Source organism: Phaeovulum sp. (genome assembly GCF_030684035.1).
In the GTDB taxonomy this organism is placed as follows: Bacteria; Pseudomonadota; Alphaproteobacteria; order Rhodobacterales; family Rhodobacteraceae; genus UBA6213.
Map to the genome: position 1 here is coordinate 26,280 of NZ_JAUXPI010000014.1, position 13,500 is coordinate 39,779.

Annotated in this window: 13 protein-coding genes; 9 read left to right on the forward strand and 4 right to left on the reverse strand. The window is 65.4% G+C overall.

The features are described from left to right. Positions 1 to 84 precede the first annotated feature (84 nt). Genes Q8J98_RS04290 through der form a run of 3 tightly spaced genes read left to right on the forward strand, consistent with a single transcriptional unit; the run spans position 85 to position 3,594 of the window. Positions 85 to 720, forward strand: coding sequence for a hypothetical protein (locus Q8J98_RS04290; RefSeq protein ID WP_305185026.1), 636 nt, complete (start codon positions 85 to 87; stop codon positions 718 to 720). A 42-nt stretch (positions 721 to 762) separates the two neighbouring features. After that, positions 763 to 2,088 carry a PQQ-like beta-propeller repeat protein gene (locus Q8J98_RS04295; RefSeq protein ID WP_305293291.1) on the forward strand — a complete coding sequence of 442 codons (1,326 nt, stop codon included), beginning with the start codon at positions 763 to 765 and terminating at the stop codon, positions 2,086 to 2,088. 48 nt (positions 2,089 to 2,136) lie between these two features. Beyond that, positions 2,137 to 3,594: a ribosome biogenesis GTPase Der gene (der, locus tag Q8J98_RS04300; RefSeq protein WP_305293292.1), complete on the forward strand. Its 1,458-nt coding sequence runs from the start codon at positions 2,137 to 2,139 to the stop codon at positions 3,592 to 3,594. Between the two features lie 8 nt (positions 3,595 to 3,602). Here der and Q8J98_RS04305 read toward each other — a convergent pair whose 3' ends face one another. Beyond that, entirely contained in the window at positions 3,603 to 4,541 is a 939-nt protein-coding gene (locus Q8J98_RS04305; protein WP_305293293.1) for an alpha/beta hydrolase, read from the reverse strand. Beyond that, positions 4,541 to 4,828, reverse strand: a complete 288-nt coding sequence (locus Q8J98_RS04310) for an SCP2 sterol-binding domain-containing protein (protein WP_305185022.1) — start codon at positions 4,826 to 4,828, stop codon at positions 4,541 to 4,543. Before Q8J98_RS04310 ends, Q8J98_RS04305 begins: the two co-directional genes overlap by 1 nt. 72 nt (positions 4,829 to 4,900) lie before the next feature. Here Q8J98_RS04310 and Q8J98_RS04315 point away from each other — a divergent pair, with 72 nt between their 5' ends. From Q8J98_RS04315 to Q8J98_RS04340, 6 genes are all read left to right on the forward strand, one after another. Continuing rightward, positions 4,901 to 5,482 carry a tetratricopeptide repeat protein gene (locus Q8J98_RS04315; RefSeq protein ID WP_370868057.1) on the forward strand — a complete coding sequence of 194 codons (582 nt, stop codon included), beginning with the start codon at positions 4,901 to 4,903 and terminating at the stop codon, positions 5,480 to 5,482. Between the two features lie 16 nt (positions 5,483 to 5,498). After that, the gene (locus Q8J98_RS04320; RefSeq protein ID WP_305293295.1) at positions 5,499 to 8,588 is read left to right on the forward strand and encodes a helicase-related protein; all 3,090 of its coding nucleotides are present in this window, start codon (positions 5,499 to 5,501) and stop codon (positions 8,586 to 8,588) included. Continuing rightward, positions 8,585 to 8,893 (forward strand): RNA-binding S4 domain-containing protein, encoded by a 309-nt coding sequence (locus Q8J98_RS04325; protein ID WP_305293296.1) that lies wholly within the window; start codon positions 8,585 to 8,587, stop codon positions 8,891 to 8,893. Before Q8J98_RS04320 ends, Q8J98_RS04325 begins: the two co-directional genes overlap by 4 nt. A 52-nt stretch (positions 8,894 to 8,945) precedes the next feature. Continuing rightward, a complete protein-coding gene (gene fdxA, locus Q8J98_RS04330; RefSeq protein ID WP_305293297.1) occupies positions 8,946 to 9,284 on the forward strand; it encodes a ferredoxin FdxA in 339 nt (112 codons plus the stop codon). Positions 9,285 to 9,567: 283 nt separating this feature from the next. After that, positions 9,568 to 10,077, forward strand: a complete 510-nt coding sequence (locus tag Q8J98_RS04335) for a CarD family transcriptional regulator (RefSeq protein ID WP_305293298.1) — start codon at positions 9,568 to 9,570, stop codon at positions 10,075 to 10,077. A gap of 85 nt (positions 10,078 to 10,162) precedes the next feature. After that, positions 10,163 to 10,687 carry a Crp/Fnr family transcriptional regulator gene (locus Q8J98_RS04340; RefSeq protein ID WP_305293299.1) on the forward strand — a complete coding sequence of 175 codons (525 nt, stop codon included), beginning with the start codon at positions 10,163 to 10,165 and terminating at the stop codon, positions 10,685 to 10,687. Positions 10,688 to 10,691: 4 nt separating this feature from the next. On the opposite strand, the gene Q8J98_RS04345 is transcribed toward Q8J98_RS04340, so the two are convergent. Then, complete coding sequence (locus Q8J98_RS04345; RefSeq protein WP_305293300.1) at positions 10,692 to 11,450, reverse strand: DUF4395 domain-containing protein; 759 nt, start codon at positions 11,448 to 11,450, stop codon at positions 10,692 to 10,694. 86 nt (positions 11,451 to 11,536) lie between these two features. Further along, complete coding sequence (locus Q8J98_RS04350) at positions 11,537 to 13,405, reverse strand: cation:proton antiporter (RefSeq protein WP_305293301.1); 1,869 nt, start codon at positions 13,403 to 13,405, stop codon at positions 11,537 to 11,539. Positions 13,406 to 13,500 lie beyond the last annotated feature (95 nt).

Below are 13,500 nucleotides of genomic sequence, written 5' to 3' on the forward strand. Positions count from 1 at the left end.
TGGCAACACCCGCGCCTTGCGTGTAAGACGTGGCGCAAGCGCAACGCGCCCCGATGCGGGGGCGAGACAAGGGGCACCCTCGCCGTGAGCGAAACCGACAGCTTCATCGACGAAGTCACCGAAGAGGTCCGCCGCGACCGCCTGTTTGCACTGATGCGCCGCTATGGCTGGATCGGCATTCTCGGGGTGGTGCTGATCGTGTCGGGTGCCGCCTATGTGGAGTGGCAAAAGGCCCGTGCTTCAGCGCGCGCCGAGGCCTTTGGCGATGCGGTGCTGGCGGCGATGGAAGCGCCCGACCGTGGCGCTGCATTGGCGGCGATTTCGGCCGATGGCGCGCAGGTCGCGGTGCTGCGGCTGCTGGTTGCCGCCGAGGCCACGCCGAACGCCGAGACGGTGGCGGGGTTGCAGGCGCTTGCCTCCGATACCACGCTGCCTGCCAGTCTGCGCGCGCTGGCGCAGATCAAGGCGGTGCTGATGGCGGGCGCGACAATGACACCCGCGCTGCGCGATGCAACCCTGGCCGAATTGGCAGCGCCCGGCGCGCCGTTCCGCGGCCTTGCAATGGAACAGCAGGCGTTGGCGCTGCTCGCCGACGGGCAAACCGAGGCCGCAATTGCGCTGCTGCGGCAGATTCTGCAGGAACCGGAGCTGACGGCGGGCTTGCAACAGCGCGTGACACAGGTGATTGTGGCGCTCGGGGCCGATCCGGTCGCGAACTAGCCGGAGCCGCGCCCAGTGCGGCGCGAAGAAGGGGGCAGGGCAGTGAAGCTTTCAGTCGGTCTCGGGCTTCTGGGCGTGCTCGCGCTGGTTCAGGGCTGCTCGCAGCGCGAAATCATTCTGCCGGGCGACCGGGTCGATCCGCGCTCGGTTCTGCAAGGCTCGATCAGCGAATTTGCCACCCCGCAGGGCGGCACCGTGTCGGTGCCGATCCGTCTGCCCGCGCAGGTTGCCAATGCCGAATGGACCCATCGCGGCGGCTCGCCGAGCCATGCCATCAGCCACCCGGCGCTGGGCGCGGGCACCACGCTCGCATGGTCCGCCGCGATTGGCCAGCCTGCCGGGCGCAGGCACCGGATCACCGCCGACCCGGTGGTGGGCGCAGGCCGCATCTTCACCCTCGACAGCCGCGCCACCGTTGCCGCCACCTCGACCGCGGGCGGCACGCTCTGGTCGGTTGACCTCACGCCTGCGGGCGACCGCGCCGATGACGCTTCGGGCGGCGGGCTGGCCTTTGCCGCGGGTCGGGTTTTTGTGACCACCGGCTTTGGCGAGCTGGTGGCGATCGACGCTGCCAGCGGCGCGGTGGCCTGGCGGCAAAAGTTTGATGCCGGCATCGGTGGAGCACCCACCGTGGTGAACGGTATTGTCTATGTGGTCGCGCGCGATGCCTCGGGCTGGGCGATCCGCGCCGAGGATGGCAAACTTGTCTGGCGTCTGCCGGGCACGCCGGCACCTTCGGGCGTTACCGGGGTTTCGGCACCTGCGGTGGCCGGGCAGATTGCGGTGTTCCCCTTCGCCTCGGGTGAAATGATCGCGGTGCTGCGCCAGCGCGGTTTCCAGCTTTGGCAGGCGACGGTTGCGGGGCAGCGGCTCGGGCGCGGCTATAGCGCGGTAAGCGACCTTACCGGCGACCCGGTTATTGTCGGCGACCGCATCTATGCAGGTTCCTCGGCAGGCCGGGCGGTGGCGGTGACCGCCGCCAAGGGTGAGCGGATCTGGACCGCCAACGAAGGTGCTACAGGGCCGATGCAGGTGGTCGGCGGGGCGGTGTTCCTGATCTCCGACGAGGCGCAACTGGTGCGGCTTGATGCGGGCACCGGGCGCGCGGTCTGGGCCGTGGACATGCCCTATTTCCTCAAGGACAAGCCCCGGCAGCAGCAGGAGATTCACGCCCATTTCGGCCCCGTGCTGGCGGGCGGGCGGCTGTTTGTTGCCTCTTCCGACGGGCTGATGCGGGTGTTCGACCCGGCCTCGGGTGCCTTGGTGGGCAGCGCCGCAATTCCCGGCGGCGCGGCAACAGCGCCGGTGGTGGCGGGTGGCACGCTTTATGTGGTGAGCGCGAGCGGGCAGCTTCACGCTTTCCGTTGACCCGAAAGCGGTGTAAGCGGGCTGCTTGATCCGCCCAAGGAGGGCAGCATGAGCTTTACCATGGCCATCGTCGGCCGCCCCAATGTTGGCAAATCGACACTGTTCAACCGCCTCGTCGGCAAGCGCCTCGCGCTGGTCGATGACCAGCCCGGCGTCACCCGCGACCTGCGCGAAGGGGCGGCGAGGCTGGGCGATCTGCGCTTTGTGGTGATCGATTCGGCGGGGCTGGAACTGGCCGACGACGACAGCCTGCAAGGCCGCATGCGCCGCCTGACCGAACGCGCCGTGGCCGAGGCCGACATCTGCCTGTTCGTGATTGACGCGCGTCAGGGCGTGACCCCCGCCGACGAGATTTTTGCCGATATCCTGCGCAAGAAGAATGCCCATGTCATCGTCGCCGCCAACAAGGCCGAGGGCAACGCGGGCGAGATTGGCGCAATGGAAGCCTGGAGCCTTGGCCTTGGCGAGCCCTTGCGCATTTCCGCCGAACATGGCGAGGGCATGGACGACCTTTACCGGGTGCTGGTGCCGCTGGCAGACGCCTTTGATGCCGAGGTGGCGACCACCGAGCCCGAGGTCAACGTTGATGTCGTCGAAGGAGAAGACGATACCTATCAGCCACCGTCAAAATCAAAGCCGCTGCAACTTGCGGTGATCGGTCGCCCGAATGCGGGCAAATCGACGCTGATCAACAAGATCCTCGGGCAAGAGCGCCTGCTGACCGGCCCCGAGGCGGGCATTACCCGCGACGCGGTTTCGGTGCAGACCGAATTCATGGGTACGCCGATGCGGATTTTCGACACCGCAGGCATGCGCAAGAAGGCGCGGATTTCCGACAAGCTGGAAAAGATGTCGGTCTCCGACGGCCTGCGCGCGGTGCGGTTTGCCGAAGTGGTGGTGGTGCTGCTCGACGTCGAAGTGCCGTTCGAGGCGCAAGATCTGCGGATTGCCGATTATGCCGAATCCGAGGGCCGGGCGGTGGTTATTGCCGCCAACAAATGGGACCTTGAAGACGACAAGCCGCACAAGCTCAACGAATTGCGCGAGGCGTTCGAGCGGCTTTTGCCGCAACTTCGCGGTGCGCCGCTGGTGACAGTCTCGGCCAAGACCGGCAAGGGGCTTGATCGGTTGCATGCGGCGGTGCTGAAGGCGCATCAGGTCTGGAACAAGCGCATCACCACCGCGCGGCTGAACCAATGGCTGGGTGCGATGACCGTTGCACACCCGCCACCGGCCCCGGGTGGCCGTCGGATCAAGCTGCGCTACATGACGCAGGTGAAAACCCGGCCGCCGGGTTTTGTGGTCATGGCAAGCCATGCCGACAAACTGGCCGAAAGCTATTCGCGGTATCTTGTCAATGGCTTGCGCGAAAGCTTCGAGATGCCGGGCACGCCCATTCGGCTGACTTTCCGCGATCAGGGTGGCGATAATCCGTTCAAGGATCGCAAGAAATCCATCCCGTCACGACTGCGCAAGCATGTCGTGGGCCGTGACAAGCCGTTCTGAAACCGCGCCTATCGGCTTGCGTCAAAAAGCTCCGCCGCCGCGTTGAAAAAGGCGGCGCGCCGGGGGGCGGTTTCCATCATCACCTCGTGCTCGCCGCCGGCAATCTCCAGAAGCGTTGCGCCCGGCCAGCGCGCGATGCGGGCACGAATCGCGGCGGCGTCGACGATACGCTCATGGCTGCCGAGCGAGGCGAGCGCGGGTAGCGCGGGCGCGGGCCGAGCCACCAGCGCGCGGCATTCGGCAAGCGCCAGTTTCAGCCAAAGCATGGTCGGCCCGGCAAGCGCCAATGCCGGAACCTCGGCAAGGTGCTGCTGCTGAAAGGCATACATTTCCGCTTCGCCGGTCAGCATGTTGTCGGCGAAAGGGGCATCCTGCACATAGGGCACCGGGCCGTTTTCGGGCGCATAGGCCGCGCTGCGGCCAAGCGCACAGGCAAGCGTGGTCACCACCCGCGCCACCGGGCGTTTCCACGCGGGAATAGCAATGCCCCACATCGGCGCGGAAAACGCGACAGAGGCCACCGGCAAGCCATTCAGAATCGCGCGAAGCCCGATCGCGCCGCCCATCGAATGCGCCAGAAGGTGCCAGGGTCGGGGCAGGGCCTGCGCCTCGGCAAGGTCAAGAAGCGCTGTGACATCTTTTTGATAATCCGCGAAATCAAGCACATGGCCGGGCAGCGGGTCGGCCAGCATCCGCTTGGCCAGGCCTTGCCCGCGCCAGTCGATGGTCAGCGTCGCATAGCCCCGCGCCGCAAGTTCCGCCGCCGCGGGCCCATACTTTTCAATGTATTCGGTACGGCCGGGGAACAACAGCACGGTGCCGCGTTCGCCCTCCCCCGCCCGCCATAGACCCGCGCGCAGCCGCAGCCCGTCAGCGGCGCGCAGCCAGAATGCCTGCCCGCCCGCGGGGCCGCGCGCGAGCCTGGCGTGCAGCGGGGCGGCCTCCATCAAGCCAGCGCCGAGGCAAGCTGCATCGCCATGCCCATCGAGCCGTCAACCTTCAGCTTGCCGGTCATGAAAGCCATGGTCGGGTTCACGTCGCCGCTCAGGATGCCTTCGAAGGTTTCGGCGCTTGCGGTCAGCGTCACTTCAGCTTCGTCATCGCCAGCGCGCACGCCGGATGCATCGGCGATGATCGCGCCTTCGCCCTCGATGACGAACTTTGCCACGCCGTCAAAACCCTTGCCCAATTTGGCACCCAGCATCTTCAGGGCCCCTTCGATGACGTCGCTCATTGCATCCTCCAAATGTGATCGCGTGACACTCGCTTTTCGGCGCGAATGCGGTAGGTTTCCCTTATGCGCGGAATGGTGGCAAAGCTCAAACATATCGTTGCGGCAGGTCTCGCGGTGCTGGCGCTGGCGCTGCCGCTTGCCGCGCAAGACCCTGCCGCGCAGCTTTCGGGCGGGCGCGCGGCGCAGCTCGATGCGCTTTTCGCCGAGCTGACAGACCCCGAGAATCGCACCTGGCGGCGCTCCGAGGCGGATATTCGCAGGCTCTGGTCGCAGTCTGGATCGGCGGCGATGGACCTGCTTTACAAGCGTGGCGAGGCGGCACTTGATGCCGATGATCCGGCGCTTGCGGTCGAGCATCTGACCGCGCTTACCGACCATGCGCCGGACTTTGCCGAGGGCTGGCACCTGCGCGCCGTGGCCTATTACAAGACCGGCGAGATCGGCCCGGCGCTTGCCGATCTCGCGCGGGCGCTGGCGCTGGAGCCGCGACACTGGACCGCGCTTTCAGGTCTTGGCACGATCCTTGAAAATGTCGGCATGAACGAAAGCGCGCTTGCCGCCTTTCGCGCCTCGCTGGCCTTGCATCCGCATCAGGATGACGTCAAAGACGAGATCGCGCGGCTGACGCGCGAAGTGACGGGCGTCAGCCTGTAGGCCAGGGAAAACGGCTATGGCTGCGGCGCGGATCACGGCGGTTCTGGGACCGACGAATACCGGCAAGACGCATTACGCGATCGACCGGATGCTGGCGCATCGCACCGGCGTCATCGGGTTGCCGCTCAGGCTGCTCGCGCGCGAGGTCTATGACCGGATCGTGAAGGCGCGCGGGCCATCGGTGGTGGCGCTCATTACCGGTGAAGAGCGCATCGTGCCCGAGCGGGTGGCTTATTGGGTCTGCACCGTCGAGGCGATGCCGACCGAGATTGGTGCCGATTTCGTCGCGGTGGACGAGATCCAGCTTTGCGGCGACCCAGACCGGGGCCATATCTTCACCGACCGGTTGCTCAATGCCCGGGGGCTGCTCGAAACCATGTTCCTCGGCTCCGATGTGATGCGCGGCGCAATCGCGGCGCTGGTTCCGGGTGTGCAGTTTTCCCGCCGCGAAAGGTTTTCGACACTGACCTGGGCGGGGTCGAAAAAGACCTCCCGGATGCCGCCGCGAAGCGCCATCGTCGGGTTTTCGGTTGAAAACGTTTATGCCGTGGCGGAACTGGTGCGCCGACAGAAGGGCGGCTGCGCGGTGGTCATGGGCGCGCTGAGCCCCCGCACGCGCAACGCGCAGGTGGCGATGTACCAGAATGGCGAGGTTGACTACCTCGTCGCCACCGATGCAATCGGCATGGGGCTGAACCTTGATATCGGCCACGTGGCGTTTTCCGCCACGTCAAAATTCGACGGCCGCCGCATGCGGCATTTGTTCCCGCATGAAATTGGCCAGATCGCCGGTCGCGCCGGGCGGCACACGCAGGCGGGCACCTTTGGCGTGACCGGCGAGGCGCGGCCCTTTGACGAGGGGCTGGTTGCGGCGGTGGAGAATCACCGCTTTGCACCGATCCAGCGCCTGCAATGGCGCAATCCGGCGCTTGAATTTGGCTCGATCGCGCGGCTGATCGGCTCGCTCGAGGTCGCGCCCAGCAACGAGTGGCTTCAGCGCGGGCGCGAGGCTGACGATGTTATTGCTTTGAAAACGTTGATTGAAGTGCCAGAAGTGCGCAGCCGCCTCGTGCACCCCAGCGACCTGCGCCTGCTTTGGGATGTCTGCCGCATTCCCGATTTCCGCTCGGTCTCGGGCACCGAACATGCCATGCTTCTGGCGCGCATCCACGGTTTCTTGCAAGACCCCGGTCATGTGCCTTCGGACTGGCTTGCCGGGCAGATTGCGCGGATCGACAAGACCGAGGGCGATATTGACGCGCTGTCCAAACGCCTCGCCTTCATCCGCACCTGGACTTATGTAGCGCAGCGCAGGGGTTGGGTGCATGATGAAAGCCATTGGCGGGGCGAGACGCGCGCTGTAGAAGACCGGTTGTCGGATGCGCTTCACACCGCGCTGACGCAACGCTTTGTGGACCGGCGCACATCGGTTTTGCTGCGCCGGCTCAATCAAAAGGAGACCCTCGTGGCCGAGGTGAATGAAAAGGGCGACGTCAGCGTGGAAGGCGAGTTCGCCGGGCGACTGGAGGGTTTCCGTTTCCGCCAGGACGCAACATCGTCAAGCGACGAAGCGCGGATGCTGGCGCGCGCGGCCTATGAATCGCTGCGACCCGAGTTCCACCTGCGCGCTGATCGTTTTTACAACGCCCCCGACACCGAGATGGATTTCACCGAACAGGGCGGCCTGATGTGGGGCGCGCTTGCGGTGGGCAAGCTTGTCAAGGGTGCCGATGTACTGCGCCCGGTCGTCGAGGCCTTTGTCGATGAGGAAGCGGGCGAAGAGGTGGCGGAAAAGGTGCGCCGCCGCCTGCAGCATTTCATCGACCGCAAGGTGGCAACCCTGTTCGAGCCGCTGCTGGCGATGGGCCGCGACGAGGCGCTTGCCGGGCTGGCGCGCGGTTTTGCCTTCCGCCTTTCCGAGGCGCTCGGGGTCTTGCCGCGCGAAGGCGTCGCGGCCGTGGTCAAGGAGCTTGACCAGGAGGCCCGCGGCGCGTTGCGCAAGCATGGCGTGCGGTTTGGCCAGTACACGATCTTTCAGCAAGCGCTGCTCAAGCCCGCCGTGACGCGGCTTCGGCTGGTGCTCGCGTCGCTCTGGGCCGGGCTCGAGACCTTTCCCGAAAGCCCGCCGCCGGGTCTGGTGACAATCCCGTTCCTGCCCGAACTGCCGCGGAGCGACTATACGCTGGCGGGCTACCACCCGGCTGGCGCAAGGGCGATCCGGATCGACATGCTGGAACGGCTGGCCGATATTCTGCGCGGGCAAGACAGCAAGGCAGGGTTCGAGGCGGCAGCCGAGATGCTCTCGATCACCGGCATGACGCTGGAACAGTTTGCGCATCTGATGGAAGGTCTGGGCTATCACGCCGAAAAGGGCGAGCGGGTCAAGACCAAGCCTGCCGCACCGGCGGTGGTGCTGCCCGAACCCGACCCCTCGGGCAACCCGATCCCCGAGGAGGTTTCGCTTCTGGCAGTGGCCGAAGCCGCGCCTGCCGATAGCGAGGCCGAGGCGAGCGCCGAGCCTGCCGCGCCCGAAATGGAGGTGTTCTACACCTTTGCCTGGGCCCCACGCCCGCGCCATCAGCGCCCCGAGCACCAGCCCCCCCGCGACGGCGGCCAGCCACGCGGCGAAGCCCGTGGCCGTAGCAATCGCCCGCAGGGCGCGCGCGCGCCCACCCTGCCGGGTGCAGAAGGCCAACCCGGAGCAGCGGCCCCAGCCCCCCCCCCCGCCGAGGGCGCCGCAGATGCCCGCCCGCCGCGATCACGGCGGCCGGAAGGTCAGCGCCGCAACCAGGGCGGGGCTCCGGGCGAAGCCGAGGCGGCACAAACCGGCAGACCGCCGCGCGAGCGCCCGCAAGGCGGCAAGCCGTCAGGCGATGGTCCGCGCGAACGCCGACCCGAGGGCGAGGCCCGCAACGAGCGCAAACCAGCGGGCGGGTCGCGCCAGGATGGCAAATCCGGCGGCAAGCCTTACGAGGGCCGTGGCGGCAAGCCCGCACCGCGCCGCGACGAGGGCCCGCGTGTCTATGAGGCGCACCCGCCGCGCGAAGGCAAATATGACCCCGACAGCCCCTTCGCGATTCTGGCAAAGCTGCGCGATCAGAAATGACCGAGGCACCGGGCGAAGCCGCCCGGATCCGGCTCGACAAATGGCTCTGGCAGGCGCGGCTGGCAAAAACCCGCGCGCTGGCGCAGGCATTGGTCAGCGCCGGGCATGTGCGCATCAACGGCCAGCGTGGTGACAAACCGGGGCGCGCCATCGGCCCGGGCGATGTGCTGACGCTGCGGCTTTCTGGCGGGGTGCGGGTGCTGCGGGTGGTCGGCTGCGGAACCCGACGCGGCCCGGCCCCTGAGGCGGAAATGCTGTATCAGGAAATCACGTTTAGTGCCACCCGGCAAGACCCGCTTGATTGATCTGACCGGCGCGGCTAGGTAACGGCCTAACGATCATCCGCGGGGGTGCCAAATGACCTATATCGTCACCGACAACTGCATCTTGTGCAAATACACGGATTGCGTTGAGGTCTGTCCGGTGGACTGCTTTTACGAGGGCGAGAATACGCTGGTGATCCACCCCGACGAATGCATCGATTGCGGCGTGTGCGAACCCGAATGCCCCGCCGATGCGATCCGCCCCGACACCGAACCGCAGATGGAAAAATGGGTCGAGTTCAACCGCAAATATGCCGATCTCTGGCCGGTCATCACCAAGCGCAAGGACCCGATGCCTGACGCCGAGGCGCATGACGGCGAGACTGGCAAACTTGAAAAATTCTTCAGCCCGAAGCCGGGCAGCGGCGACTGAGCCACCGATTCGCGCAGATTGCCCTTTGCCGAATCGCGCGCCGACCTACAAGCAATTGCTAACGTTCGATTCTGCGCCTTGCCGCAGCGCGGCGCTTTGATTCGTGTGAATTTTGTGCTACATTCCTGTTACAAGGAAACATGGACCGACAACCCCCCGCAGAACTGCTCGTCTGTGGGCAAACCCCGTCGCAATCAGGCCGTGCCCGGAAGGCGTTTGCCGCCGTGCGGTTTTGTTGTGCAAAGGCCAGGGATTGCGCCGCCCGCTGCAAGGAAGTGCCTGAATGACAAAAAACAAACGGAACGATTTTCACCCGGATGAGTTCGTTGTGTACCCCGCCCACGGTGTCGGCAAGATCATCTCGATCGAAGAGCAGGAGATTGCGGGGTTGCGGCTGGAACTGTTCGTGATCTCGTTCGAAAAAGACAAGATGACGCTGCGGGTGCCCACGCACAAGGCGCTCGATATCGGCATGCGCTCGCTTTCCTCGCCCGACGTGGTGACAAAGGCGCTTGAAACGCTGAAGGGCAAGGCCAAGGTCAAGCGCGCCATGTGGTCGCGCCGCGCGCAGGAATATGAGCAGAAGATCAATTCCGGCGATCTGCTTTCAATTGCCGAAGTGGTGCGCGATCTGCACCGCAACGACGATCAACGCGAACAGAGCTATTCCGAGCGCCAGCTTTACGAAGCGGCGCTGGAACGGCTTACCCGCGAAGTGGCGGCGGTATCCGGCACCGATGAACGCGGTGCCGCCAAGCGCGTCGGCGATGTTCTGGTTACCCGCGCCGCCTGAGATTTCGGCATGACGCGATCAGGGCCGCGGCTGCAGGGTCGCGGCCTTTGCCATGCGGCGGTATGGCCGACGGAGGGCAGTTTCGGTGCAAACGGGTTTTCAACGGATTTTTGGTGGCGCGCCCGAACGCGTCGTGGCACCGGGTGAGGCGCTGTTTCGCACCGCCGATGCCGTGCGCCAGATGCATCTGGTGCGCGCAGGCTCGGTGCTCCTCGAACGGGTGACCCACGCGGGCACCCGCATTCTGTTGCAGCAGGCACATGCCGGGGTGGTGGTTTCCGAAGCCTCGGCCTATTCACCCGCCTATCACTGTGATGCCGCGGCGGGGGCGCAAGGCGCGCGTTGCGCCATACTGCCGGTGACCGAGTTTCATGCCAGGCTGGCCGCCGACCCCGGGGCCGCGACTGCCTGGGCGGCGGGGCTGGCGCAGGCGGTGCAGGCCGCGCGCCTGCGCGCCGAACTGCGCAGTTTGCGCACCGTCGCCGAACGGCTCGACGCGTGGCTGGGTGAACATCGCAAACTGCCCGAACGTGGCTGCTGGCAAGACATCGCGGCCGAACTGGGGGTCAGCCGCGAAGCGCTTTACCGCGAACTGGCGCGGCGGCGATAAGCTGTCAGCAGCCGTTGTGCAGTTTCCATTCCTCCGCATGGCCGAGCGCCTTGGCGAAGGCGGGCACCTCGCAATCGCCCGCTGCCACCACCACGCCCTCAGCAGTGACCAAGGCTTGCGTCGCAGCGCCCGGCCCCATGTAGCGCGGGCCTTGCATACCCGCCACCACCGGCGACACCACGATGATCGCCGCCAGAGTGGCCAGCACCACCGCGCCCTGCGCCCAACCGAGGCGGGTAATCGAGGGCCGTTCGGCGGGCACCTCACAAACCCCACCGGGGCAAAGCTGTGCCTGACCAGGCCAGATCCAGTTGTAGATGGCGCAGCCGACGCAGATGCCGAACGAGGTTTCGAAGAAAAGCAAGAGGATGCAAGTGACGCAGCCCAGCATCGCCACCGGTCCGGCTTGGTTCAACACCAGGTTCCAGACGATCATGAACAGCGCAATCGCCAGCCCCAGCCCCCAGGCAAAGCGTTTCTGCGCCGCCCCCACATAGTCGGGCGCCTGCTTGCGCACCATGTAGCGCCCGAGGATCAGGCTGGGCGCAAAGCGCGGGTTGACCAGCACCCGCAGCGCGAAATCGACGGCGAATACCAAAATCACCATGCGCGTCATGGCAAAAGAGCCGTTGAGGAATGCCTGCGAAAAGGCAATGAGACCAAAGAGCAGCAAAATGCCCGCCCCGGCGCGCGCCTCGCGTTCGTTCACCACCCGGATCGGGTAACCCTCGACCACTTCGCCGAAATCGAAAACGCGCGCCATATGCAACTCTCCTGCCAAGATGTTACCTGCCATAGCCCAAGCGACCTGGCGGTCATATGATTGTGATCATGCGCACGCAAGCGTGATCATGTCGGTTCGTGAGGGCTGCCTGACGTGGTCGTTTGCGCCGATTTCTCGCGCGTCATCAAAGCATTTTCCAGATCCCGGTTTTGCGCGCGGCTCAGTTCCATGTATTCGGAATTGTTTTCGACCGGCACCCCCGGTTTCCAAACCCGCGCCAGATCGCGCAGGCCTTCGCGGTCGAGTTTATAGAAAATGCGCTGCGCCTCGGCGGCTTCAAACTCTGAAAGACCCACGTTTTCAAGCACATACCGCGCGGCCCGCAATGAGCTGTCGAACAATTCGCGCACCACGTCATTCGCCCCCGCCCGGACCAGCTCGAACACATGCACCCGGTCCCGGGCGCGCGCGACAATGTGCAGATCGGGCCGCACCCTGCGTGCATAGGCCACAAGCCGGGTGCTGGCGGCGTAATCGTCAAGGCAGATCACCAGCACGCTGGCGTTTTGCAGCCCGGCCGAGCTTAAAAGGTCAGGCCGGGTCGGATCGCCGAAATAGGCCTTGAAACCGAATTTGCGCATGAGCTGGATCGTTTTCAGGTCGTTGTCGAGAACCGTGGTCTTGAAGCCCGACATCGTGACCATGCGGTTGACGCCCTGACCAAAGCGACCGACCCCGGCGATGATGATCTGGCGCGGGTCGTCGATCGCGTCGGGGGCGGTTTCCAGGCCGGGCTTTTGCCCCGGCCCAAGCCGGTCAAGCAGGATGAACAGCACCGGCGTTATCAGCATCGACAGCGCCACGATCAGCAACACCTTTTGCGCCAGCGCCTCGGGCAGAATGCGCTGCCCAAGCGCGAAGGAGACCAGCACAAAACCAAACTCGCCTGCCTGCGCCAGACCCAGCGTGAACAGCCAGCGGTCGCGCCCGAAAAGGCCGTAAGCCCGCCCGAGCGCATAGAGCAGCCCCGCCTTCAGGCCCACCAGTGCCAGCACCAGCCCGATGATATTCGGCGGGTTGGTAATCAGCGGAGCAAAGTTCATGCCGGCACCAACGGTGATGAAGAACATGCCAAGAAGCAGGCCCTTGAACGGCTCGATGCTGCTTTCCAATTCGTGCTTGAACTCGCTGTTAGCCAGCACCACACCCGCCAGAAAGGTGCCAAGTGCCGGTGAAAGCCCCACCAGAGTCATCATCGAGGCGATGACCATGACGATCATCAGCGCCATCGCCGTGTTGATCTCGCGCAGTTTGGCGGCGTGCACATAGCGAAACAATGGCCGAATCAGATAGTGACCGCCCAGTATGACCGCAGCCACAGCGCCAAAGGTGGTCAGCGCCGCGCCCCAGGCGGGCAAGCTTTGCAGGAAATCACCGACCGCGCCGCTGCCGTTATCTGCCTGCGCCACCGCCCGCGCGCCGGGCAGCGCCAAAAGCGGCATCAGCGCCAGCATCGGAATGACGGCAATATCCTGCGTGAGCAGCACCGCAAAACTGGCCCGCCCGCCCGCGGTCTGCATCAGCCGCTTTTCCGTCATGGTTTGCAGCACGATTGCGGTAGAGGAGAGCGAGAAGATCATTCCCAGTGCCAGCGACACGCGCCATTCCTGCCCGGTAGCAACAAGCAGCGCCGTGATCAGCGCCATTGTCCCCAGCACCTGCAACCCGCCAAGCCCGATCAACTTTCCCCGCATCGCCCAAAGTGCGCGCGGATCAAGCTCCAGCCCGATCAGAAACAGCATCATCACCACGCCGAACTCGGCAATGTGCTGAAGGTCGCGCATTTCACTGCCGACAAGCCCGGTGACCGGGCCGATCAAAAGCCCGATCAGCAGGTAGCCCAGCACCGAACCAAGCCCGAGACGTGCCGCAACCGGCACCGCCACGACCATGGCAATCAGATAAAGGCTGGCTTGAAACAAGAAGGCGTCCATGGTCCCCTGCATTGGCCGGGCGGGCAACGCGCCCTGTATCGCGTGCACCCTTCAAAGCTAGCGCAAGCAGCGTGGCACGCAAGCCGCAAGGTCCT

Bases quoted from the DNA above. Each gene is read 5' to 3' on its own strand.
- Q8J98_RS04315 (WP_370868057.1), top strand. From the start codon at position 4,901: ATGGTGGCAAAGCTCAAACATATCGTTGCGGCAGGTCTCGCGGTGCTG.
- Q8J98_RS04310 (WP_305185022.1), bottom strand. From the start codon at position 4,828: ATGAGCGACGTCATCGAAGGGGCCCTGAAGATGCTGGGTGCCAAATTG.
- Q8J98_RS04350 (WP_305293301.1), bottom strand. From the start codon at position 13,405: ATGGACGCCTTCTTGTTTCAAGCCAGCCTTTATCTGATTGCCATGGTC.
- Q8J98_RS04345 (WP_305293300.1), bottom strand. From the start codon at position 11,450: ATGGCGCGCGTTTTCGATTTCGGCGAAGTGGTCGAGGGTTACCCGATC.
- fdxA (WP_305293297.1), top strand. From the start codon at position 8,946: ATGACCTATATCGTCACCGACAACTGCATCTTGTGCAAATACACGGAT.
- der (WP_305293292.1), top strand. From the start codon at position 2,137: ATGAGCTTTACCATGGCCATCGTCGGCCGCCCCAATGTTGGCAAATCG.
- Q8J98_RS04320 (WP_305293295.1), top strand. From the start codon at position 5,499: ATGGCTGCGGCGCGGATCACGGCGGTTCTGGGACCGACGAATACCGGC.
- Q8J98_RS04305 (WP_305293293.1), bottom strand. From the start codon at position 4,541: ATGGAGGCCGCCCCGCTGCACGCCAGGCTCGCGCGCGGCCCCGCGGGC.
- Q8J98_RS04325 (WP_305293296.1), top strand. From the start codon at position 8,585: ATGACCGAGGCACCGGGCGAAGCCGCCCGGATCCGGCTCGACAAATGG.
- Q8J98_RS04335 (WP_305293298.1), top strand. From the start codon at position 9,568: ATGACAAAAAACAAACGGAACGATTTTCACCCGGATGAGTTCGTTGTG.